The organism is Microbacterium sp. AG157 (assembly GCF_003385695.1).
In the GTDB taxonomy this organism is placed as follows: Bacteria; Actinomycetota; Actinomycetes; order Actinomycetales; family Microbacteriaceae; genus Microbacterium; species Microbacterium testaceum.
The window spans coordinates 424,504-445,791 of record NZ_QRDK01000001.1 but is presented as its reverse complement, the minus strand read 5'-3'; the positions used below and the strand labels follow the sequence as shown (position 1 = coordinate 445,791).

The following is a 21,288-nucleotide window of genomic DNA, read 5'->3' as shown; positions in this document are numbered from 1 at the left end:
GGTGGATGCCATGGAGTTCTCCGGCGCGCAGCCCGATGTCGACCTGACGTACTCGGACGTTTTTCTCGTCCCCCGCCATTCCGAGGTGCGCAGCCGCCTCGACGTGGATCTCGCCCCCGCCGACGGCAGCGGGGCGACCATCCCGTTGGTGTCGGCGAACATGAATTCGGTCACGGGGACCCGACTCGCGGCGACCCTGGCGCGTCGCGGCGGACTCGGCGTCCTGCCGCAGGACATGGCGCTGCACGATCTGGTCGAGGCCGTGTCGTGGGTCAAGTCACAGCCCGCGGCGTGGGACACCCCGCTGATCCTCCCGCCCGAGGCCACCGTCGCCGACGCGCGGCGCATCCTTCCCGCTGTGCCCGGCCGGGGCATCGTCGTGGCGACTCCTCGCGAGGACGGCGTCGTCGCCCTGTCCGAGGTTCGCGGCATCGTGCCGGCGGGGCGCCTGGCCACGGCTCTTCCCGATGCGACGCTCGGCGACATCGCCCGTCGTGACGCCGAGCCCATCGACGCGGCCGACGTGCACGACCCCCGCGAGGTCTTCGCGCGGATCGAGGCCGCGGGCGTCGACATCGTCCCGGTCGTCGACGGTGACCGCCTCGTCGGCACGCTGTCGGCGCGCAGCGCCCTGCGCGCCTCCGTCTACCGACCGGGCGTCGACGCACGTGGCCGCCTCATCGTCGCCGCCGCGGTCGGGGTGAACGGCGACGTCGCCACCAAGGCACGCGCCCTCGTCGACGCCGGTGTCGACGTCCTCGTCGTCGACACCGCGCACGGTCACCAGGGACAGATGCTGCGCGCGCTGCGCGCGGTGGCCGCACTCGACCTCGGCATCCCGATCGCAGCCGGCAACGTGGTGACCGCCGACGGCGTGGCCGATCTCACCGACGCGGGCGCGACGATCCTCAAGGTGGGCGTGGGCCCGGGGGCGATGTGCACGACCCGAATGATGACGGCCGTCGGCCGGCCCCAGTTCTCGGCGGTGCTCGAGACCGCCGAGGCCGCGCGCAGCGTCGGAGCCCACGTCTGGGCCGACGGCGGGGTGCGCTACCCGCGCGATGTCGCCCTGGCGCTCGCCGCGGGTGCGGCATCCGTCATGGTCGGCTCGTGGTTCGCGGGAACGATCGAGGCTCCGGGCGAACTGCTCACCGACGCCGGCGGCCGCATCTACAAAGAGTCGTGGGGCATGGCTTCGACGAAGGCCGTGCAGGGGCGCTTCGGCGGCCTCGACCCGTTCGAGCGCGCCCGCAAGGAGCTGTTCGCCGAGGGCATCTCGTCGTCGCGCATCTACCTCGATCCCCAGCGTCCGGGCCTGGAGGACCTGCTCGACATGATCACCTCGGGTGTGCGCTCGTCGTTCACGTACGCCGGTGCGGCCACGGTCGCCGAGTTCCACGAGCGCGCTCGTGTGGGCCTGCAGTCGGCCGCGGGCTACGACGAGGGAAAGGCGCTGCCGGTCAGCTGGTGACCGCGCGCTCGAGGCCGACCGCGGCCTCGAGCGTGATCCATGCCCCCAGCTGCACCGAGAGGTCGAGGTCGTCGCCTTCCGCTCGCGCGGGTCGACGAGGGTCCGCCGGGAAGAGTCCCTCCCGGCACCCGCCCCAGAGGGCGTCGGCGTTTCGTGCCACGAGGCGCCGAGCCGTCCGCGCGAGGACGTCGCCCTCGGCATCCGGCCCCTTCGCGAGATCCCGGGCCGCCTGGGCCAGATAGCGGGCCAGGATGCCGGCGAACAGGCCGCCGTCGCCCCCTCCGGCCGCCGGGAAGAGACCGTCGTCGTCGGCGCACCACCGCTCGACGGCCCGTACCAGGGCGCGAGTGCGTTCGATGTGCGACCACTCATCGTGCGCGGGATCCGCGAGAGCGGGTCCGCCGATCATCAGCTCGAGGCCGATGACGGCGCCCTGGTTGTAGGTCCAGAGCTCGGGGCGGGTCACCCCGTGCTCGATGCCGTCGCGCACGAGATGCGAGGACGGATCGTCGAGGACGGACGCCATCCATCCGGCTAAGCCGGCTGCCTCGGTGCGTCGTCCGGTCAGGGCCAGCACCATGCCGCCCGGGGCGTTGGCCGGAGCGTTGTACAGCGCGCTGTCCACGCGCCAGGGAAGGGCGCCGACGGTCGGGTCCACGGCATCGGCCAGTGTCCGTGCGATCTTGCGCAGGGCGCGGGGATGCCGCCCGCTCTCCGCGAGGGCCAGCCCCATCCACGCGATGTCATCGTAGAAGGGCGTCGTCCACCGGCCGAGCGTACGCAGGGTCACCCCGCGCGCCACGCGCCGGATGAGGCGCCGCCGACGCGCATCGGGGCGATGCGTCTCGGCGTCGGCGAGAACGTGGAGCAGGTGCGCGTGCCACCAGTAATGCCACGTCCGGGGGTTCTCGCGACCGGGCACCGCAGCGTGCGCCCAGGCGACCGGACCGTAACGGCGGAGGTAGCGATCGAGCACCGCGCGTTCCGCGGTGGCGGCGCGCTGCTGCGCCGTGGCGTCGGCATCCATTCGTCCATCCTCCCCAGCGGGTGCGGAGTTGCACGAGACGGATGCCGAGGGGCCGGGGCTGCAATAGAATCGTCCGCACGATGGACGACCCTCCCAGTTGTAGACCCAGGCCCCAACGACCCTCTTCCGCCGAGCGATCGAGCGGGGGTGATGCCTGATGGATTACGTCATGCTGGTTGTGGGGCTCGTGCTCACCGTGGGAACCGGACTCTTCGTCGCGAGCGAGTTCGCCCTCGTCAACCTCGACCGTGCCGACCTCGAATCGCGTCGTGCCGCCGGGGAGACCCGGCTGTCGTTGACGATCGATGCCCTTCGCATCACGTCGACGCACCTGTCGAGCGCGCAACTCGGGATCACCCTCACCACGCTGCTCACCGGTTACACGATGGAACCGGCGATCTCGAACCTGCTGCGGCCGGTGTTCCAGACCTGGGGACTGCCCGAGGCGATCACGGTGTCGCTCGCCGCGATCATCGGTGTCGGCTTCGCCACGGTGCTCTCGATGATCCTCGGCGAGCTCGTCCCCAAGAACTTCGCGCTGGCGATTCCGCGGCAGACGGGCAAGCTCGTCATGCCCTTCCAGGTCGCGTTCACGGCGGTGTTCAAGCCCGCGATCGTCGTGCTCAACGGCAGCGCCAACGGCGTCTTGCGCGCCATGGGCGTCGAGCCCAAGGAGGAGCTGTCGGGAGCGCGTTCCGCCGAAGAGCTGTCGAGTCTTGTCAAGCGCTCGGCCAGCGCGGGCATGCTCGAGAAAGACACGGCGTCCCTCCTCGACCGCAGTCTCACCTTCGCGCGCCTCAGCGCGGCCGATGTGATGACCCCGCGGCCGAGCGTGCACGCGCTCGCCGCGGGCGACCCCGCCGACGACGTGGTGCAGCTCGCCCGGCGCACCGGCCACAGTCGCTTCCCCGTGTACGGCGAGTCGATGGACGACATCGTCGGCGTCGTGCACCTCAAGGCCGCGATCGGCGTGCCGCGCGAGAAGCGCGGTGAGGTGCCCGTGGCCGCCCTGTCGACCGAGCCGCTGCGCGTCCCCGAGACCGTGCACCTCGACGCCCTCGTCTCGGAGCTGCGCTCGCGCGGCTACCAGATGGCGATCGTCATCGACGAGTACGGCGGAACGGCCGGAGTCGTCACCCTCGAAGACCTCGTGGAGGAGATCGTGGGCGAGGTGCTCGACGAGCACGACCGCTCACGCGCCGGCGTGGTGCGCACGAACGCCTTCGTCGCCTTCCCCGGCGATCTGCGCCCCGACGAGGCCCTCGACCGTGCCGGGGTGCGCGTGCCCGAGGGCGAGGTCTACGACACGGTGGGCGGATACATCATGGCCGCGCTCGAGCGCATCCCCGCCGTCGGCGACACCGTCGATCTCGAGGACGGACGACTCGCCGTGCAGCGCATGGACGGCCGTCGCGTCGATCGCGTGCAGTTCACGCCGACCCCGGTCGAGCAGAACGTCGGCGACCTCGTCCGCGAGGCGAAGGGCGGTGACCAGCGATGAGCGACTGGGCCGGAATCGCCTGGCTGGTGGTCCTCCTGGCCGCCAACGCCTTCTTCGTCGGCGCCGAGTTCGCCGTCATCTCGGCACGACGCTCGCAGATCGAGCCGCACGCCGACCGGGGATCGCGCGCCGCCAAGACGGCGCTGTACGCGATGGAGCACGCGACCCTCATGCTGGCGACCTGCCAGCTGGGTATCACGATCTGCTCGCTGCTGATCCTGAACGTCTCGGAGCCCGCGATCCATCACCTGCTCGCGGGACCGCTGGGGCTCACCGGCATTCCCGAGGCGGCGGTGGACGTCGTCGGCTTCGTCGTCGCTCTGCTGGTGGTGTCGTACCTGCACGTGGTGTTCGGCGAGATGGTCCCGAAGAACCTGGCGTTCTCGTTGCCGGACCGCGCCGTCCTGATGCTCGCCCCGCCGCTCGTGGCCGTCTCGAAGGCGTTCCACCCGATCATCGTGGCGCTCAACTGGACCGCGAACCACGTGCTGCGGCTGTTCCGTGTCGAGCCGAAGGACGAGGCCGCCTCGACCTACACGCTCGACGAGGTCGCCACGATCGTCACGCAGTCGCGCCGCGAGGGCGTCCTCGACGACTCGGCTGGAACGGTCACCGCCGTGGTGGAGTTCACCGAGAAGAAGGCGGCCGACATCGCGGTGCCCGTCAGCGCGCTGGTGACCCTCCCCGAGACGACCACCCCCGCAGAGATCGAGCGGGCCGTCGCCCAGCACGGCTACTCGCGCTACGTGATCGTCGACGAGACGGGGCACCCCACCGGGTACGTGCACCTCAAAGACGTGCTGCGCGCGGCGGAGGGATCGGATGCCGACATGGCGCGGCCCATCCCGAGCAAGCGCGTGCACCACATGGTGTCGATGCTCGAGACCACCGACCTCGAGGACGCTCTGGCTCTGATGCGTCGGTCCGGTCGCCACCTCGCACAGGTGCGCGACGAGCGCGGCGACGTGCAGTCGGTCCTCTTCCTCGAGGACGTCATCGAAGAGCTGGTCGGCGAAGTGCAGGACGCCACCGAGCGTCGTCGCTTCGTCTGAACACACGACACCGGATGCCGCGGAGCCGGGGCTCCGTGGCATCCGGTGTCTTCGTGTGAGGTCGCGCGGGTGCGAGCGGCCGGCGCGGCGCGAGATCACGTGACCGTGCCCACAGCACCCGTCGTGGCGCGTGCTGTGGGCGAGATCACGTGATCCGGCCCCTGAAGCGGGCGGTACGGCGCGAGATCACGTGACCTGGATCGGGGCGGTGGTCAGTAGGCGCGAAGGTACTGCGCGGGGGCGGGGGAGTCCGCACCGAGAGCGGCCGCGGCGCGCAGCGCGTAGTGCGGGTCGCGGAGCCACTCCCGACCCGACATGATCGCATCGGCGCGCCCGTCGGCGAGGATCTGCTCGCCGAACGTGGGGTCGTCGATCATGCCGACCGCGCTGACCAGGAGCCCCGTCTCGCGGCGCACGGTGTCGGCATAGTCGACCTGGTAGCCGGGGCCGGGGACGATGCGCTGCTCGGGCACGAGGCCTCCGCTGGACACATCGATGAGGTCGGCGCCCGCGTCGGCGACGAGACGGGCGGCGGCCACGGTGTCGGCGACGTCCCAGCCGCCGTCGGCCGCGTCGGTCGCCGAGAAGCGCACGAACACGGCGGCGTCCCCCGCGGCGGCGCGAACCGCCTCGGTCACGCGGACCAGCAGGCGCACGCGGTTCTCGAACGACCCGCCGTACGCGTCGTCGCGGTGGTTGGTGAGGGGAGAGAGGAACTGGTGCAGCAGGTAGCCGTGGGCGGCGTGCACCTCGACGACCTCGAAACCGGCGCGAACGGCCCGGCGGGTGGCATCCGCGAAGTCGGTGACGACCTTCTCGATCCCCCCGGCATCGAGAGCGACGGGGGCGGCGAAGCTGTCGTAGGCCAGGGCCGAGGGAGCGACGGTGGTCCAACCCCCCTCGGCGGCAGCGATCGTGCCGCGGCCCCCGGTGAGGGGCGAGGTGGTCGAGGCCTTCCGGCCGGCGTGGCCGAGCTGCACCCCGGCGACGGCGCCGCGCGAGCGGATCGCGGCGACGATGGGGGTCCACGCCTCCGCCTGCTCGTCGGTCCAGATACCGGCGTCCTCGGGCGAGATGCGGCCGTCGGGCGAGACGGCCGTCGCCTCGGCGATCACCATGCCGGCACCGCCCGCGGCGAACTGCGCGAGGTGCACGTGGTGCCAGTCGTTCGGGACCCCCTCGATCGCGCTGTACTGACACATGGGGGAGACCCAGAGGCGGTTGCGCACCTCGGTACCGCGGATGGACAGGGGTGTGAAGAGGGCACTCATGAGGACCTTTGCGTTCTAGGGTGACGCCATGACGGCGAAGGACTTCAGCGGGCACGATGTCGCCCGCGCACTGCGGAAGCCAACGGCGGACGACGACAAGTATTCCCGCGGGGTGGTCGGGCTGCGAACCGGCTCGGCCCGGTACCCGGGTGCTGCGGTGCTCGGCGTCGAGGCCGCGTGGCGCACCGGGACGGGGATGGTCCGCTACCTCGGCCCCGCACGTGCCCAGGACTTCGTGCTGCAGCGTCGCCCCGAGACCGTGACGGCCGACGGGCGCGTGCAGGCGTGGGTGATGGGATCGGGTACGGATGCCGCCGAGCGCGACGCGGCCGAGACCGCAGCGCTGCGCGGCATCCTGTCGGGTGAGATCCCCGTGGTCGTCGATGCCGGGGCGCTGGATCTCGTCGCGGGAGCGACGGCCCCCGTGATCGTCACGCCCCACGCGCGGGAGCTCGACCGGTTGCGCGACGGTCTCGGGTTGCCGAGGGTCGATGCGCGCGACGACGGCGCGCGAGAGGCGGCGGCGCGAGAGACGGCCGAGGCCTTCGGGGGAGTCGTGCTCTCGAAGGGCGCGGTCACGATCGTCGCGGCGGCCGGGGGCTGGACGCGACGCGTCTCGGCCGGGACGCCGTGGCTCGCGACCGCGGGCACCGGCGACGTGCTCGGCGGAGTGCTCGGGGCCGTGCTGGCGGGATCGGTGGCCGCCGGGCGGGACGGCGTGGAGGATCTGGCCGCCGCAGCCGCCGCGGCCGCATGGTTGCACGGGAGGGCCGGGCGGGTGGCATCCCTCGCCCGCGGCGACGGCGGGGGCCCCATCGCGGCGCTCGACGTCGCCGAAGCCCTGCCGGGCGTCGTGGCCGCGGTGCTGAGGGACTCGATCGCGTAACGGTTCTCCGCGCCGAGCCGCTCGACGGCGGGGGTCCGGCCCGCCCTGGTCCGGGGCGCCGCGCGTCGCCCGCTTAGGATGAGGCGGTGTTGAGGCGTGTCGTTCCCCTGTTGGTCGCATTCGTCGCCGTGCACGTCGTGGTGGGGGTCCTGGGCTACCAGCAGCCCAACGAACCCATGGGCGATGTGTACCTGGTGTACGAACCCTGGTCGCGGTGCGCCCTCTTCGGCGGCGTCGATGTGACCTCGTGCACGCGGAGCGACGCGTGGGCCTGGCCGGGCATCACCGAGAAGTGGATCTACCCGCAGCTCGCGTTCCTGCCGATGACGTTCGCGTGGGTCTTCGCCTGGGCCGTCGGCTACACCCCGGCGTGGGCGATCACCGTCGCGCTCTTCAACCTCGTCGCCTTCGTCGTGCTGGTCGGCAAGGGGCGTTCGACCGGTCGTGTGCTCGCCGCCTGGTTCTGGCTCGCCGCCATCCTGCTGATCGGCCCCGTGGGGCTGTACCGCATCGACGGCATCACGGTGCCCTTCGCGATCCTCGGCAGCATCTGGATGCTCCGGCGCCCGTTCGTGGCCTCCCTTCTGCTCTCGATCTCGGTGTGGATGAAGGTGTGGCCCGCCGCGATCCTCGCCGCCGGGCTCATCGTCGTTCGCCGCCGGCTCGCTCTCGTGTGGGGAGCCGTCGCGGTGTCGCTCGCGACGATCATCCCCGTCGTGGCCCTGGGCGGAGCGCCCTATGTCTTCGGCTTCGTCGGCGACCAGACCTCGCGCGGCATCCAGATGGAGGCCCCCGTTGGCGGTCTGTACATGTTCCTCGCCGCGTTCTACGTGCCGGGGAGCGAGGTCTACTACGACGGTGGCGTGCTCACCTTCCAGGTGACCGGGCCCGGGGCCGAGCCCCTCATCGCCGCGATGACACCGATCATGCTGCTCACGATGGTCGCCGTCGCGATCGTCGGCGTGGCGAAGATGCGCCGCGGGGCGACCTTCCTCTCGCTCTTCCCGCCGCTGACCCTGGCACTGGTGACGGCGTTCATCGCGCTGAACAAGGTCGGCTCCCCCCAGTACTACGTGTGGCTGTTCGCCCCTGTCGTGCTCGGACTCATGATCGACCGCCGTCGCTGGTACGCCTTCGCCGGGATGACGCTCGTGATCGCCGCGCTCACGCAGTGGATGTACCCGCTGCTGTACGACGGACTCATGGCGACGCACCCGAACCCCTTCCCCGTGGTGGTGCTCGAGGCGCGCAACCTGCTCGCCCTCGTGCTGCTGGTGTGGGCGATCGTGCGCGTCGTGCGCGTTCCCACGGGGCGTGTGCGTCCGCCGGCGGGGCTTCGCGAGATCGTGACGGGGCGCCGTCCGATCCCGGCCCGGGTTCCGACCGGGCGCTGATCGGGGCGAGCCGTCCCGTGCCGCGGGGCGGAGACGTAGTCTCGATCCATGCTCATCGCTTTCTCGGTCGCCCCGTCCGGTGTCGGCACCGCCGCCACGGAGAACCCCGACGGATCCGTTCACGACGCGGTCGCCGCGGCTGTCGCCGTCGTGCGCGCCTCGGGCTTACCGCACCGCACGACCTCGATGTTCACCGAGGTCGAGGGGGAGTGGGACGAGGTGTTCGCCGTGGTGAAGGCGGCGACGGATGCCGTGATGCCCTACGGATCGCGTGTCTCGCTGGTGCTGAAGGCGGATATCCGCCCCGGGCGCACCGGCGAGCTCGACGGCAAGATCGAACGCCTCGAGAACGCTTTGGAGCGCCGCGCGGACTGACCCCCGGGGCGGGGGGAGCGTTCGGCGACCACGCCACTCCCGACTCTCGAAACGATTCGACCCGAGCCCGCGCGCCGACTAGCATCGCCTGGTGACCTCTTCGACGACCTCGAGAGGTGCGGCGATGCGGGCGCTCCTTTCTCTCGCCATCGGCAGTTTCGGCATCGGCATGACCGAGTTCGTGGTGATGGGCCTGCTGCCCAACATCGCCCGCGAACTCGTCCCCGGCGCGTGGGCCGCGTCCCCGGACGACGCGATCGCCCAGGCGGGCTGGCTCATCTCGCTCTACGCCCTGGGCGTCGTCGTCGGAGCTCCCACGATCGCCGGCTCCGTGGCCCGCTTCCCGCGGCACCGCGTGATGATCGTGCTGGCCGCGGCCCTGGCGTTCTTCACCCTGCTGACCGTGATCGCCCCCACGTTCGAGCTCGTCGCGGCATCCCGCTTCCTCGCCGGGCTCCCTCACGGCGCGTACTTCGGCATCGGTGCTCTCGTCGCCGCCGACGCTCTCGGCCCGGGCAACCGCGCCAAGGGCGTGGCGTTCGTCCTCACGGGCCTGACGATCGCCAACGTCGTCGGCGTTCCCCTCGGTACCCTCCTCGGTCAACAGGTCGGCTGGCGCGCCGCCTTCGCCGTGGTCACCGCCATCTTCCTGCTCGCGACGATCTGCATCGCCCTGTTCGTGCCGAAGCACCCCGGCTCACCGGGGCGGCGGCTGCGCGACGAGCTGCGAGTGTTCCGCATCGGTCAGGTCTGGCTCGCCCTCGGCATCGGGGCGATCGGTTTCGGCGGGTTCTTCGCGATGTACAGCTACATCGCCCCCATGATCACCGAGATCGCGGGTCAGCCCGAGTGGGCCGTCTCGCTCGTGCTGGTGCTCGTGGGCATCGGCATGACGATCGGCAACATCGTCGGCGGCGCCCTCGCCGACAAAGACCTGCGGTTCTGGCTCTTCACGGGCCTCGTCGCCCTGGGGGCGGCATCCGTCGGTCTGGCCCTGACGGCGGGGTGGATCGTGAGCCTGGTGCTGTTCGCGTTCCTCGTGGCGTTCTGCGGCTCGGCGCTGAGCCCCGCGATCCAGACGCGCCTCATGGACGTGGCCGAAGACAACCAGTCGATCGCCGCGGCCCTCAACCACTCGGCGCTGAACATCGGCAACAGCCTCGGTGCCTTCTTGGGCGGTCTCGCGATCGCCGCCGGGCTCGGTCTCGTGGCGCCGGCGTGGGTCGGTGCGGTGCTCGCCGCGGGTGGGCTCGTCGTGGCGATCGTGGCGTACCGGGTCGAGGACCGCACCGGACGCCACCCCGATCACCGGATGCCGGCGGCCGAGGCCGCGCAGACCGCGATCACCGGATCGATCCCGACGCAGGGTTGACGCGGTCGGCCGGCCGCCTCCCGCGAGTGTCCAGAACACCCGGACGTTCCGCTGCACTGTCCGGGTGTCGTGGACACTCGACCAGGCGCAGCGGTCGTCGCCATCACCGCCGCTCGGGCCGCGACCCGCACTCGGCGCGCGGGCGGGCTCGCGCGGTGACGGGAACCCCGTCGGGCGGATCGACGGATGCCGTGGGCTCGCGGCATCCGCCGATCGTCAGGTCGCGAGGAGTCGGCGCAGGTGCGCGGCGACCGCGGCGGTCTCGATGAGGAAGCCGTCGTGGCCGAAGTCGCTCGAGAGGACGATCGCGCTGTCTGCGTCGAGGGTGTTCGGGATGCCGCGGGCGATGCGGTGCTGCCCGTCGATGGGGAACAGGCGGTCGCTGTCGACGCCCAGGACGAGGGTCGTGGCGGTGACGCGGCGCAGCGCGTCTTCGACGCCGTCGCGGTCGCGGCCGACGTCGTGCGAGTTCATCGCCTCGACGAGGACGAGGTAGCTGTTGGCGTCGAAGCGCCGCGTGAACTTGTTGCCGTGGAAGTCGAGGTACGACTCGACGGCGAAGCGACCACCGCGGCCGAGTGGGCTCACCCCCGACTGCCACGATCGCTGGAAACGCTGGTTCAGTTCGGTGGGGCTGCGGTAGTTGAGCAGCGCCATGCGCCGGGCGAGGGCGAGACCGCGGTGCGGGCCGTCTCCGTCGCCCGAGTCGTAGTACTCGCCACCCGCGAAGCGCGGGTCGACGCGCACGGTGTCGAGCTGCACGGAGTTCAACGCGATCTGGTCGGCCGTGGTGACGGGGGGTGCGGAGAGGATCGCCGCGCGCTCGACGCGGTCGGGGAAGCCGACGGCCCACTCGAGCGCGTGCATTCCGCCCATCGACCCGCCGACGACGGCGTTCCAGCGCTCGATGCCGAGCTGGTCGGCGAGGAGGGCCTGGGCTCGCACCTGGTCGCGGATCGTGAGGTACGGGAAGCGCGAGGCCCACTCGTAGCCGTCGGGGGCGACGCTCGCGGGACCCGTGGAGCCCTGGCAGCCGCCCAGCATGTTCGGGGCGACGACGAAGTACCGGTCGGTGTCGATCGCGGCCCCCGGCCCCACGAGGTCGCTCCACCAACCGGCCGTGGGGTGCCCGGGACCGGCGGAGCCGCGGACGTGGCTGTCGCCGGTGAGGGCGTGCAGGATGAGCACGGCGTTGTCGCGCGCGGGGGAGAGCTCCCCCCAGGTCTCGAAGGCGAGGCGGAACGCGGGGAGGGACTCGCCGCTCTCGGTCTCGAAGACGCCGAAGGCGGCGAAGCGCCGGTCTCCGACGGGGTCGCCGTCGCGCCAGGCTCCGGTCGCTGGCGGCCTGCCGAGCAGGGATCGGGCGTCGGCCTCCGTCACCGGGGCCGAGGGCACCGTGTCTTCGGAGATCTGCCAGTCCATGGCATCCATTCTCCCTAGGTGGGGAGGATCGCCACGAACTGTTACGACCGGTGTGACGACAAGGGTCTGCGCGGTGCCCCGACCACCGGTGGACACCGTTGTCCAGCCCCCGCCGACGCACGGGTCGGCTCGTCATGATCGCGGCATGGCGAACTTCCTCCTCATCGCGGCCTCGAGCGACATCGGTCAGGCGACGGCGACACGACTGCAGGGCGCGGGTCACCGCGTCGTGACCACCGCGCGGGACTCCTCGCGGATCGAGCCCGATTTCTTCCTGGATGCGACGGATTTCGACGCCGTCGACCACGTCGTCGGCGAGGCGGGGGAGCTCGACGGCATCGCGGTGTTCGCGGGTTCCATGTTGCTCAAGCCCGCGCACCTGACCTCGCGCGCGCAGTACGACGACCTCATCGCCGCCTCGCTCACCACGGCCTTCGCTGCGGTGCGCGCCGCGGGCTCGCACATGCGCGACGGCGGTGCGGTCGTGCTCGTGTCGTCGGCGGCCGCCCTCGCGGGTCTTCCGAACCACGACGGGATCGCCGCGGCGAAGGCCGGAGTGATCGGACTGACCCTGTCGGCGGCGGCGAGCTACGCCGCGCACGGACTGCGCGTGAACGCCGTCGCGCCGGGTCTCGTCCAGACCCGGCTGACCGAGAAGCTCACCTCCAGCGACTTGTCGCGCACGGTGTCGGAGGCGATGCACCCGCTGGGGCGGCTCGGCGAGCCCGACGACGTGGCGCGCGCCGTGGAGTTCCTGCTCGCGCCCGAGAACGCCTGGATGACGGGACAGGTGCTCGGCGTCGACGGCGGGCTGGGGAGTCTGCGGCCGCGTCAGAAGGTGTAGCGCCGGGTTCCGCTCGTGCGCCGGCACGGCCCGGGCGGCCCGGTTCCGGTGGGGGAGGTCCCTTTGGCGGAGGGGATCCGGGCGGCGGAGGGGGAATGCGGCGACGTCGGTCCTCCGCTCCTCGAATCTCCTCCCGCGGGCTCGATCCGAGGCGGTAGGCGCGGTGTGGTCGGACCGATCGCTTCCCCCCAGATGCTCGAGATTCGGAGACGCACGAACGCCCCGCCCGGAGAGCCGAGACGGGGCGTTCGCGACACTGCGTCAGGCGCGCGCGGCCTCGGACAGGCGACGCGCCGACGCGAGGGCCTGGTCGAGGTCGGCCTTGAGGTCGTCGATGTTCTCGAGGCCCACCGACAGTCGCACGAGGCCCGGGGTGACCCCCGCGGTCAGCTGCTGCTCGGGGGTGAGCTGCGAGTGCGTGGTCGAGGCCGGGTGGATGACGAGCGAGCGCACGTCGCCGATGTTGGCCAGGTGGCTGAAGAGGCCGAGCGAGTTGACGAACTCGCGGCCCGCCTCGACCCCGCCCTTGAGCTCGAACGACAGGACCGCACCCACGCCCTTCGGGGCGTAGTTGTTCGCGGCGGCGTACCAGGGCGACGTGGGGAGGCCGGAGTAGTTCACTGTGGCGACGTCGGGGTGCGACTCGAGCCACTCCGCGATCTCCTGTGCGTTCTGGACGTGGCGCTCGATGCGCAGGGACAGGGTCTCGATGCCCTGGATGAGCTGCCACGCGCTCTGGGGGGCGATCGAGGCGCCGAGGTCGCGCAGCAGCTGCACGCGCGCCTTGATGATGTACGCGAGACCGTCGCCGACCGCCTGCGTGTAGACGGCGCCGTGGTACGAGGGGTCGGGCGTGGTCAGGCCCGGGAAGCGGTCGGAGTGCTCGGACCAGCTGAACGTTCCGCCGTCGACGATGACGCCGCCGATCGTGGTGCCGTGTCCGCCGAGGAACTTCGTCGCCGAGTGCACGATGATGTCGGCGCCGTGCTCGAAGGGGCGGATCAGGTACGGGGTCGCGATCGTGTTGTCGACGATGAGCGGCACGCCCGCGTCGTGCGCCACGTCGGCGACCGAGCGGATGTCGAGCACGTTGATCTTGGGGTTGCCGATGGTCTCGGCGAAGAACAGCTTGGTGTTCGGGCGGACGGCGGCGCGCCACTCGGCGGGGTCGTCCTGGTTCTCCACGAACGTGGTCTCGATGCCGAGCTTGGCGAGCGTGTACTTGAACAGGTTGTACGTGCCGCCGTAGATCGAGCTGGACGAGACGATGTGGTCGCCGGCCTGCGCGATGTTGAGCACGGCGAAGGTTTCGGCCGCCTGGCCGCTGGCGACGAGGAGGGCGCCCGTGCCGCCCTCGAGGCCCGCGACGCGCTGCTCGACGACGTCCTGCGTGGGGTTCTGGATGCGCGTGTAGATGTTGCCGAACTCGGCCAGGGCGAACAGGTTCGCGGCGTGGTCGGCGTTGTCGAACACGTACGAGGTGGTCTGGTAGATCGGGGTGGCACGCGCCTTGGTCACCGGGTCGGGCTGGGCACCCGTGTGGATCTGCTTGGTCTCGAAACGCCAGTTCTCGGGTGCCGACATGACTGCTCCTCAGCTTCGGGAGGCCGGGCGAACGCCCTGGCCTGCTGCGAGCGTAGGGATCGCCCCGGGCAGCGACAAGCGCCCCGGACACGGGCCGTAACACCTCGGCCGTCCCGGTGCCGGAAGGGACCGATAGCGTGGATGCCATGACGCGACGCGCAGTGGTGACCGGGGCAAGTTCGGGTATCGGAGAGGCGACGGCGAGGCTCTTGCGCTCGCGCGGGTGGGACGTGGTGGGCGTCGCCCGCCGCGCCGACCGTCTCGAAGCCCTCGAGGCCGAGACGGGTGTCGTCGCGCACGCGGCCGACCTCACCGACGCCGACGGCATCGCGGGTCTTGCGACCTGGCTGGGCGAGACCGGGGGCGTCGACGCCCTCGTGCACGTCGCGGGCGGGGCCCGCGGCAGCGACCGGATCGAAGACGGCGATGCCGAGGATTGGCGCTGGATGTTCGAGGCGAACGTGCTCTCGGGGCAGCGGCTCGTGGCATCCCTTCTCCCGCTCCTGCGCCGGGCCGCGGACGCGAGCGGCCACGCCGACCTGCTCTTCGTCACCTCGACCGCCGCGCAGGTGGCCTATCCGGGCGGCGGTGGGTACAACGCGGCCAAGGCGGGCGAGGCCATGCTCGTGCACGCGCTGCGCCAGGAGCTCAACGGCGAGCCGCTGCGCGTCATCGAGATCGCCCCGGGCATGGTGCGCACGGAGGAGTTCACCCTCAACCGCCTGGGCGGTGATCAGGATGCCGCCGACAAGCTCTACGAGGGGGTCGAGTCGCCGCTCGTCGCCGGCGACGTCGCCGACGTCATCGTCTATGCGCTCGATGCGCCCGGCCACGTCAACCTCGACCTGGTGACCCTGCGCCCCGTCGCGCAGTCGGCGCAGCACCTCCTGGCGCGGGGGCCTCTGACGACACGCTGACGCGATGGCGCGTCCCCCTGACCGGGGGCGCGGCTCAGGCGATCTCTCCGTTCGCGGCGGCCGGACGTGCGCTCGCCTCCGTGTCAGCGAACGCGACCTTCGGCACGAACAGGAGCAGGATCACGGCGAGGAACCCGCCGGCGCTGCAGATGATCCAGACCGTCAGGTACCCGGCGAAGGGGGCGGCCGTGCCGACCACCGCCCCCGCACCGCCCGCGAGGACGACACCGAAGACGGCGGACGACATCGTGCCGCCCACGGTTTTGGTCGTGTTGGTGAGGGCGGTCGCCACTCCCGTCTGTCCGCGGGGAGCAGCCGCTGCGGCCGCCGCCGGCATCGCCGCGACCAGCGCCCCCGATCCGAGTCCGGCGACGCCGAGGCACAGCAGCACCTGCCAGAGCGTGGTGTGCAGCGGAAGGAACAGCGCGTAACCGACACCGACGAGCCCGGCAGCGCCGATCAGCACGAGGCGCGGACTCGCGCGCCGCGAGGTGACGGCGAAGAGGACGGCGCCCACGATGACCGATACGAGGTACACCCCGATCACGTTCGAGCGGTCGGTGGCATCCAATCCGAGTCCGTACCCGAGCGCGGGGTCCGTTCCGGCATAGGTGGCGAGGGGACCCTGCGCGCCCAGCAGGCTGATGCCCACCAGGAAGGCCGTGGTCTGCACCGGCCACATCTCGGGGCGTCGGAGGACGCGGATGTCGATCGCCGGGTCTCGCTGGGCGAGCTCGTAGCGGACGAACATCGCTCCCAGCACGACGCCCGCGAGGAGGAGTCCGACGACGACGACGGGTCCCGGTCCGTCGGGCAACCGCACGAAGGACAGCGCGCCGGTGACGCACAGCAGTGCACCGGCCAGGATCGCGAAGCCGCCCACGTCGAGACGGCGCCGCCCGTCCGGCCGCTCGGACTCCGGGATCCCGAGCCAGATGACGGGGCAGACGACGGTGACCACGATCGCCGGGACGGCGAGCGAGAGGCGCAGGTCGCCTCCGGTGGCGGTGAAGAGGCGTCCGGCTGCGAGAGCGCCGACGATGGCGCCGATCTGTAATCCGACCACCAGGAGGCCGGCCGCCCGCCGCGTCCGTGACACGCCGTGCTGCTCTCGACGGCCGCGGTCGAAGATGAGGGCGATCTCGAGGGGCAGCCAGACGACATAGAAGCCCTGCAGCGCCCAGGCGGCGAGGAAGGCGCCGAACGAGTCCGCGAACACGAGCCACCAACTCGCCGCAGCGGTCGCCAGGGCCGAGAACAGCAGGACGCGCTTGTGGCCGAACATGTCGCCGAGCTTGGCGAGCACGGGGAGCACGAGGGCCGAGAGCAGGAGCTGCGCGGCCTCGAACCAGTTGACGTCGGCGTCGCGGATCCCGAGGTGCGTGACGATGTCGGGGAGGAGAGGCACGTAGAACCCCTGCAGGATGCCGCTGGCGAGTTCCACCAGGACGAACCAACCGATGAGGCCCGCGGTCACCCCGAGCGCGGAGGCGCGCACCCGTGCGACCGCGCCGGAGACGCGCGACATGGCGCGAGAGTAACACCGTCGCCGCGCGTGCCGATGGCACCCCCGGACGCGGCAGAGCCCGACCCGCGGAGCCGGGATGTCGTCGCACGGATCCGGCGTGCTACGTTCACTCGTAAACGTGCAAAAAAAGGGGGCAGTCTGGAGGGGTGCGACGTGCGGTCCGCGGCAAGTGAGGGGGTCGGACTGCGAGGGAACATGACGCCGTCCGAGAGGGTGACCCGGTTCGCGCGGCTCGACGATCCGACGGTCGCCCGCTCTGCCGAGCAGCTCGACGATCCTCTCTCGCCGACTCCGACTTTACGTGCTCTCGCCCCCGCGACCTCCCCGAGTGCAGGCCGGGGCGCATCTGCATCCCGCGGGCGACCGGCGCCGGATCGAGCGTGAGCGGTTCTCGCCAGTGTCGCACCGGCACGGGTTTCGCGCGCACTCGGGCCTGGCCGAAGACCGCGCACGCGGGTTCCGTAGGGGAGGCGCCTAGGGCGGGCCTCTGAATCGGCTGCCAATTGTGTTAGTTTCTGCTTGTAAACAAGCAAAAAGCAGGAGCAACCGTGTCGAGCAGCGTCACTGCACCCTCAGAGCCCGCGTCCCCGATGTCGCCGGAGCGACTCGCGCGCGAGAACCTGCCCCTGGCGAAATACCTCGCGGTCGAGAAGGCGCGCAGTGCCCAGCACGTCGACCTCGACGACCTGCTGTCGGCGGCCTATCTGGGCCTGGCGACCGCGTCGATGGAGTACGCGCCCGAACGCGGCATCCCCTTCGGCGCCTACGCGCGCACCAAGATCACCTGGGCCATCCTGAACGAGATGCGCTCCGCCGATCCCGCGGGTGAGCGCAGTCGCGAGAAGATCGAGCGCGTCCGCGTCGCCGACGAGATCGTGCGCGCGCGCACCGGCCGCGCGGCGAGCGTCCCCGAGCTGGCGGCGGAATCGGGACTCGACGCGGACGTCGTGGTGAAGATGCAGGTGCTCGACGAGATGGTCCGCACGGGAACGAGCTTCGAAGTGCAGTTCGAGGGCGATGACTCCCGTCAGCCGGTCGACCTCACCGACAGCGTGATCCTCCCCGAGCACGCCGTCGAGCAGGCCGAGAAGCAGCGCATGCTCGATCGCATCATCGGAGCGCTGCCCGATCAGATGCGTCGCGTCATCCGCGGCGTGTACCTCGACGAACGCATGGTGAAAGACGTCGCGGCCGATCTCGAGGTGAGCCACGCCTATGTGTCCAAGCTCCGCCGTGTCGGCCTGACGCTCATGCGCGAGGCCCTCGACGCGTGGGAGAACGGCACGGTCCCCGACCGATCGACCGCCACGAAGGCCGCCTTCTTCGACGGCGTCTTCGGCCCCGTCGCCGTGCCGTCGGGCCGCGGAGCGAGAGATGCGGTGTCTTCGAGCGTCGACCTGACGGGACTGGCCCTCCCCGCCTGAGCGCAGAAGTTTCCTCGGGCGGGTCGGTTACACCTCGGCGGATCCGTCGCGATGGTGGGGGATGCGGGGCCACGGACGGCGCCGCATCAAACCCCATCCACGGAGGAACAACATGGGTCTTCAGATTGCAACCAACGTCGGTGCCCTCAACGCGTACCGCAACCTGTCGGCGAACCAGAACGACGTGTCGAAGTCGCTCGAGAAGCTCTCGAGCGGTCAGCGCATCAACCGCGCGGCCGACGACGCCGCCGGCCTCGCCATCTCCGAGGGTCTGCGCTCGCAGGTCAACGGCCTGAACGTGGCCGCGCGCAACGCCCAGGACGGCATCTCGGTCATCCAGACCGCGGAAGGCGCCCTGACCCAGGTCCACTCGATCCTGCAGCGCGTGCGCGACCTCGCGGTGCAGGCGGGTAACGACTCCAACAACCCCGCGTCGCGCGACGCGATCAAGACGGAGATCGACACTCTCGGCGAGGAGCTGACACGCGTCGCCGCGAGCACCAACTTCAACGGCATCAAGCTGCTGAACGGCGAGAACGCCTCGCTGACCTTCCAGGTCGGCGCCGGTGCCGTCGCCGCCGAGGACCAGATCTCGGTCACGCTCACGGACTTCAGCACGCTGGGCGCGACCATCGGTGCGCTGACCGTCGACTCGGCGACCAACGCGGCGACGTCTATCGCGGCCATCGACACCCAGATCTCGAACGTGTCGACCGCGCGTGCCGGTATCGGTGCCGCGCAGAACCGCTTCGAGTCGACCATCAACTCGCTGCAGGTCTCGGCCGAGAACCTCTCCGCCGCCAAGAGCCGCATCGTCGACACCGACATGGCGGCCCAGATGGTCAAGTACACGGCCTCGAACATCCTCGCTCAGGCGGGAACCGCGATGCTCGCCCAGGCCAACCAGTCGGGCCAGGGCGTCCTGCAGCTCCTGCGCTGATCCGCAGCACTGACGCGCCGACGACGCCCGGGCGGGGGATTGCTCCCGCTCGGGCGTCGTTCCCCCCGGGTTCGCTTCACCGACGGAAGGCGGAGACACGATGAACATCGACGGCCTGGCATCCGGTATCAAGACCAAAGATGTCATCGACGCGCTCATGAACGTCGCGGCGATCCCCAAGACTCTGGTCAAGAACAAGATCACCGATCACACGACGATCATCACGAACCTCCAGTCGCTCAACACCTCGCTGCAGAGCCTCGACGACAAGGCGAAGACCGCGGCGACCGCCACCTCGCTCGCGCGCTTCTCGGCGGCGAGCTCCTCGGAGACCGTCACCGTCACCGCGGGGGAGAAGGCGCGGGCGTTCTCGACCGCCGTCGTGGTCGACACCCTCGCCGTCGCGCACACCATCGTGACCGCACCCGGAGGGGCGGATGCATTCGCGGGTCCGTTCACCCTGGTCGCCCGAGACGGCACGGTCACCGAGATCGCCCCGGCCGGTGCCGCGCCGAGCGACCTCGTCGCCGCCCTCAACGCCGCCGGTGCGGGCGTCATCGCCACGGTCGTGCCGGGCGGGCGGGGCGCCGACGGTCAGCCCCTCTCGCGCGTGCAGATCTCCGCGACGCAGACGGGCGCGGACGCCTCCTTCGTCCTGCACCGCGGCAGCGCCGCCGACGTCGCCGCGGGAACCGGTACCGACGTGGCGAGCCAGGCGGGTGCGGCGATCGTCGGACGGGGAACGGATGCCGTGATCCGCCTGTTCGCGGGAACGACCGCCGAGCAGACGGTCACCAGCTCCTCCAACACCTTCGTCGGAATCGGCGAGGGCATCGACGTCACGGTGCGCGCCACGTCGACGCAGCCGATCACGATCACCGTCGCTGCCGACGGCAAGGCGCAATCCGACACCGCGGCGGCCTTCGTGAAGGAGATCGCCGCCCTGATGACGCGTATCGACAACGGCTCGAAGGCCACGGTCGCCGCACCGGGCTCGGCGACCACTCTCGGAGTGTTCACCGGCGACAGCACGGTGCGTTCTCTCCGTGGCGCGCTCTCCGGTGCCGTCCAGGATCCGATCGAGGGTGTCTCGCCGTCGACGATCGGCATCAGCGTCGACAAGTACGGCGCGCTGTCGTTCGACCAGGAGAAGTTCGCCGCGGCGATGCAGGCCGATCCGGTCGCCACGCAAGCGACGTTCTCGGCCGTCGCGGAACGCGTCCACGCGACTACCGCGCGCTACTCCGACAAGTACGACGGCCTGCTGACCCAGCGCATCACGGGCCAGCAGAAAGAGGTCACGTCGCTGCAGCAGCAGGTGGAACGCATGGACCTGCGCCTCGACATGCGTCGAGCCACGCTCGAACGCACATACTCCGCGATGGAAGTGCGGCTGTCGGGGCTGCAGTCGCAGTCGTCATGGCTCACTTCTCAGCTGGCCGCCCTCACCCCGCCGTCGCAGTAACCGCGAACAGGAGACAGATCGATGCCCGTCACCACCCTCGCCCGCGCCCAGCAGGAATACCTCGAGCAGCAGGTGTCGTCCGCCACCCCCGAGCGGCTCGTCACGATGCTCTACGACCGGCTGCTCGTCGATGTCGAGCGCGCACGCGTCGCGCAGCAGAACGGCGACTGGCCGTCGGCGGGCACCTACCTCACGCACGCGCAGGCGATCATCGCGGAGCTGAGCGGTTCGCTCGACAGCGGCTGGGAGGGCTCGGACGGGTTGCGGGGGCTCTACACCTACATCACGGGCCGCCTCATCGTCGCCAACGTCGGTCGCGACGTGGCGGCCACGGAGGAGTGCGGAACCCTCATCGCGCCGCTCCGCGAGGCCTGGCACGCCGCGGCGGCCGCGCTCACCGTCTCGTGACGCGACGATGACCGACGACACGGCGTGGGCCGCCCTCCTGGACGCCTTCGAGCGCGCCCTCGACGCGGGGGACGAGGTCGATCCCGGGGCGTTCGAGCGACCTGCCGGACCGCCGCCGCAGCACCTCGTCACCCGCGCGCGGGACGTGCTCGAGAGGCAGCTCCGCGCGATCGAGGAGCTCGGCGTCGCCCGTGCCGAGCTCGCGCGCGAGATCGCGGCCCTACGGCGGATCCCGCCCACCCGGGTGAGCGCACCCGTCTACCTCGATGTGCGCGGATAACCGGAACCCCCCGCGCGTGCCGTGATCGCTCCGGGCCGGCATCCGTCTGCGCACCCCCTGCGCGGTTACGTCCGAGCGCCCCTGTCGCGATAGTCGGTACCGAGCACGGATCGCTCAACGACTGGCC

General features: G+C 71.1%; 19 protein-coding genes. 14 read left to right on the top strand and 5 right to left on the bottom strand.

All coding sequences use genetic code 11. The features are described 5' to 3' along the window. The first annotated feature begins 10 nt into the window (after window positions 1–10). Window positions 11–1,471: a GuaB1 family IMP dehydrogenase-related protein gene (locus DEU35_RS02230; protein ID WP_116238479.1), complete on the top strand. Its 1,461-nt coding sequence runs from the start codon at window positions 11–13 to the stop codon at window positions 1,469–1,471. Here DEU35_RS02230 and DEU35_RS02225 read toward each other — a convergent pair. Next, on the bottom strand, window positions 1,461–2,498 hold the full coding sequence (locus DEU35_RS02225) for a glycoside hydrolase family 76 protein (protein ID WP_116238478.1): 1,038 nt from the start codon (window positions 2,496–2,498) through the stop codon (window positions 1,461–1,463). The two genes, DEU35_RS02230 and DEU35_RS02225, sit on opposite strands and share 11 nt — an antisense overlap. A gap of 157 nt (window positions 2,499–2,655) precedes the next feature. Between DEU35_RS02225 and DEU35_RS02220 the strand changes: the two genes are divergently transcribed. Then, on the top strand, window positions 2,656–3,999 hold the full coding sequence (locus DEU35_RS02220) for a hemolysin family protein (protein ID WP_103210064.1): 1,344 nt from the start codon (window positions 2,656–2,658) through the stop codon (window positions 3,997–3,999). Continuing rightward, window positions 3,996–5,051, top strand: coding sequence for a hemolysin family protein (locus DEU35_RS02215; RefSeq protein WP_103210066.1), 1,056 nt, complete (start codon window positions 3,996–3,998; stop codon window positions 5,049–5,051). Before DEU35_RS02220 ends, DEU35_RS02215 begins: the two co-directional genes overlap by 4 nt. Before the next feature lie 212 nt (window positions 5,052–5,263). Here the strand turns inward: DEU35_RS02215 and DEU35_RS02210 are convergent, their stop codons facing one another. Next, on the bottom strand, window positions 5,264–6,322 hold the full coding sequence (locus tag DEU35_RS02210; protein ID WP_116238477.1) for an NADH:flavin oxidoreductase/NADH oxidase: 1,059 nt from the start codon (window positions 6,320–6,322) through the stop codon (window positions 5,264–5,266). A gap of 28 nt (window positions 6,323–6,350) precedes the next feature. Here DEU35_RS02210 and DEU35_RS02205 point away from each other — a divergent pair, with 28 nt between their 5' ends. The 4 genes from DEU35_RS02205 (at window position 6,351) to DEU35_RS02190 (ending at window position 10,349) form a co-directional block, all read left to right on the top strand. After that, a complete protein-coding gene (locus tag DEU35_RS02205) occupies window positions 6,351–7,208 on the top strand; it encodes an ADP/ATP-dependent (S)-NAD(P)H-hydrate dehydratase (protein WP_116238476.1) in 858 nt (285 codons plus the stop codon). Window positions 7,209–7,294: 86 nt separating this feature from the next. Further along, entirely contained in the window at window positions 7,295–8,602 is a 1,308-nt protein-coding gene (locus DEU35_RS02200; protein WP_116238475.1) for a glycosyltransferase family 87 protein, read from the top strand. Window positions 8,603–8,650: 48 nt separating this feature from the next. Next, window positions 8,651–8,977: a thiamine-binding protein gene (locus DEU35_RS02195; RefSeq protein WP_103210075.1), complete on the top strand. Its 327-nt coding sequence runs from the start codon at window positions 8,651–8,653 to the stop codon at window positions 8,975–8,977. 124 nt (window positions 8,978–9,101) lie between these two features. Then, window positions 9,102–10,349: an MFS transporter gene (locus DEU35_RS02190; protein ID WP_103210077.1), complete on the top strand. Its 1,248-nt coding sequence runs from the start codon at window positions 9,102–9,104 to the stop codon at window positions 10,347–10,349. Between the two features lie 216 nt (window positions 10,350–10,565). On the opposite strand, the gene DEU35_RS02185 is transcribed toward DEU35_RS02190, so the two are convergent. Next, window positions 10,566–11,771: a homoserine O-acetyltransferase gene (locus tag DEU35_RS02185; protein WP_116238474.1), complete on the bottom strand. Its 1,206-nt coding sequence runs from the start codon at window positions 11,769–11,771 to the stop codon at window positions 10,566–10,568. Window positions 11,772–11,916: 145 nt separating this feature from the next. Between DEU35_RS02185 and DEU35_RS02180 the strand changes: the two genes are divergently transcribed. Next, entirely contained in the window at window positions 11,917–12,615 is a 699-nt protein-coding gene (locus DEU35_RS02180) for an SDR family NAD(P)-dependent oxidoreductase (RefSeq protein WP_103210081.1), read from the top strand. 261 nt (window positions 12,616–12,876) lie between these two features. On the opposite strand, the gene DEU35_RS02175 is transcribed toward DEU35_RS02180, so the two are convergent. Next, a complete protein-coding gene (locus DEU35_RS02175) occupies window positions 12,877–14,199 on the bottom strand; it encodes a bifunctional o-acetylhomoserine/o-acetylserine sulfhydrylase (protein ID WP_116238473.1) in 1,323 nt (440 codons plus the stop codon). Window positions 14,200–14,345: 146 nt separating this feature from the next. Here DEU35_RS02175 and DEU35_RS02170 point away from each other — a divergent pair, with 146 nt between their 5' ends. Next, window positions 14,346–15,116, top strand: coding sequence for an SDR family oxidoreductase (locus DEU35_RS02170; protein ID WP_180993473.1), 771 nt, complete (start codon window positions 14,346–14,348; stop codon window positions 15,114–15,116). Window positions 15,117–15,150: 34 nt separating this feature from the next. Here DEU35_RS02170 and DEU35_RS02165 read toward each other — a convergent pair whose 3' ends face one another. Then, a complete protein-coding gene (locus tag DEU35_RS02165) occupies window positions 15,151–16,644 on the bottom strand; it encodes an MFS transporter (RefSeq protein ID WP_181904546.1) in 1,494 nt (497 codons plus the stop codon). A 590-nt stretch (window positions 16,645–17,234) separates the two neighbouring features. Here DEU35_RS02165 and DEU35_RS02160 point away from each other — a divergent pair. The 5 genes from DEU35_RS02160 to DEU35_RS02140 all read left to right on the top strand — a co-directional run bounded on the left by DEU35_RS02160 (window position 17,235) and on the right by DEU35_RS02140 (window position 21,161). Next, a complete protein-coding gene (locus DEU35_RS02160) occupies window positions 17,235–18,068 on the top strand; it encodes a sigma-70 family RNA polymerase sigma factor (RefSeq protein ID WP_116238472.1) in 834 nt (277 codons plus the stop codon). A 112-nt stretch (window positions 18,069–18,180) separates the two neighbouring features. Then, a complete protein-coding gene (locus tag DEU35_RS02155) occupies window positions 18,181–19,008 on the top strand; it encodes a flagellin (RefSeq protein WP_103210087.1) in 828 nt (275 codons plus the stop codon). A gap of 100 nt (window positions 19,009–19,108) precedes the next feature. Continuing rightward, complete coding sequence (gene fliD, locus DEU35_RS02150; protein WP_103210089.1) at window positions 19,109–20,473, top strand: flagellar filament capping protein FliD; 1,365 nt, start codon at window positions 19,109–19,111, stop codon at window positions 20,471–20,473. 21 nt (window positions 20,474–20,494) lie between these two features. After that, window positions 20,495–20,881 carry a flagellar export chaperone FliS gene (fliS, locus tag DEU35_RS02145; protein ID WP_103210091.1) on the top strand — a complete coding sequence of 129 codons (387 nt, stop codon included), beginning with the start codon at window positions 20,495–20,497 and terminating at the stop codon, window positions 20,879–20,881. 7 nt (window positions 20,882–20,888) lie between these two features. After that, window positions 20,889–21,161: a hypothetical protein gene (locus tag DEU35_RS02140; RefSeq protein WP_103210093.1), complete on the top strand. Its 273-nt coding sequence runs from the start codon at window positions 20,889–20,891 to the stop codon at window positions 21,159–21,161. Window positions 21,162–21,288: the final 127 nt, after the last annotated feature.

Bases quoted from the DNA above. Each gene is read 5' to 3' on its own strand.
- DEU35_RS02155 (WP_103210087.1), top strand. From the start codon at position 18,181: ATGGGTCTTCAGATTGCAACCAACGTCGGTGCCCTCAACGCGTACCGC.
- DEU35_RS02230 (WP_116238479.1), top strand. From the start codon at position 11: ATGGAGTTCTCCGGCGCGCAGCCCGATGTCGACCTGACGTACTCGGAC.
- fliD (WP_103210089.1), top strand. From the start codon at position 19,109: ATGAACATCGACGGCCTGGCATCCGGTATCAAGACCAAAGATGTCATC.
- DEU35_RS02185 (WP_116238474.1), bottom strand. From the start codon at position 11,771: ATGGACTGGCAGATCTCCGAAGACACGGTGCCCTCGGCCCCGGTGACG.
- DEU35_RS02140 (WP_103210093.1), top strand. From the start codon at position 20,889: ATGACCGACGACACGGCGTGGGCCGCCCTCCTGGACGCCTTCGAGCGC.
- DEU35_RS02215 (WP_103210066.1), top strand. From the start codon at position 3,996: ATGAGCGACTGGGCCGGAATCGCCTGGCTGGTGGTCCTCCTGGCCGCC.
- DEU35_RS02175 (WP_116238473.1), bottom strand. From the start codon at position 14,199: ATGTCGGCACCCGAGAACTGGCGTTTCGAGACCAAGCAGATCCACACG.
- DEU35_RS02180 (WP_103210081.1), top strand. From the start codon at position 11,917: ATGGCGAACTTCCTCCTCATCGCGGCCTCGAGCGACATCGGTCAGGCG.
- DEU35_RS02225 (WP_116238478.1), bottom strand. From the start codon at position 2,498: ATGGATGCCGACGCCACGGCGCAGCAGCGCGCCGCCACCGCGGAACGC.
- DEU35_RS02205 (WP_116238476.1), top strand. From the start codon at position 6,351: ATGACGGCGAAGGACTTCAGCGGGCACGATGTCGCCCGCGCACTGCGG.
- fliS (WP_103210091.1), top strand. From the start codon at position 20,495: ATGCCCGTCACCACCCTCGCCCGCGCCCAGCAGGAATACCTCGAGCAG.
- DEU35_RS02220 (WP_103210064.1), top strand. From the start codon at position 2,656: ATGGATTACGTCATGCTGGTTGTGGGGCTCGTGCTCACCGTGGGAACC.
- DEU35_RS02190 (WP_103210077.1), top strand. From the start codon at position 9,102: ATGCGGGCGCTCCTTTCTCTCGCCATCGGCAGTTTCGGCATCGGCATG.
- DEU35_RS02165 (WP_181904546.1), bottom strand. From the start codon at position 16,644: ATGTCGCGCGTCTCCGGCGCGGTCGCACGGGTGCGCGCCTCCGCGCTC.
- DEU35_RS02195 (WP_103210075.1), top strand. From the start codon at position 8,651: ATGCTCATCGCTTTCTCGGTCGCCCCGTCCGGTGTCGGCACCGCCGCC.
- DEU35_RS02210 (WP_116238477.1), bottom strand. From the start codon at position 6,322: ATGAGTGCCCTCTTCACACCCCTGTCCATCCGCGGTACCGAGGTGCGC.
- DEU35_RS02170 (WP_180993473.1), top strand. From the start codon at position 14,346: ATGACGCGACGCGCAGTGGTGACCGGGGCAAGTTCGGGTATCGGAGAG.
- DEU35_RS02160 (WP_116238472.1), top strand. From the start codon at position 17,235: ATGTCGCCGGAGCGACTCGCGCGCGAGAACCTGCCCCTGGCGAAATAC.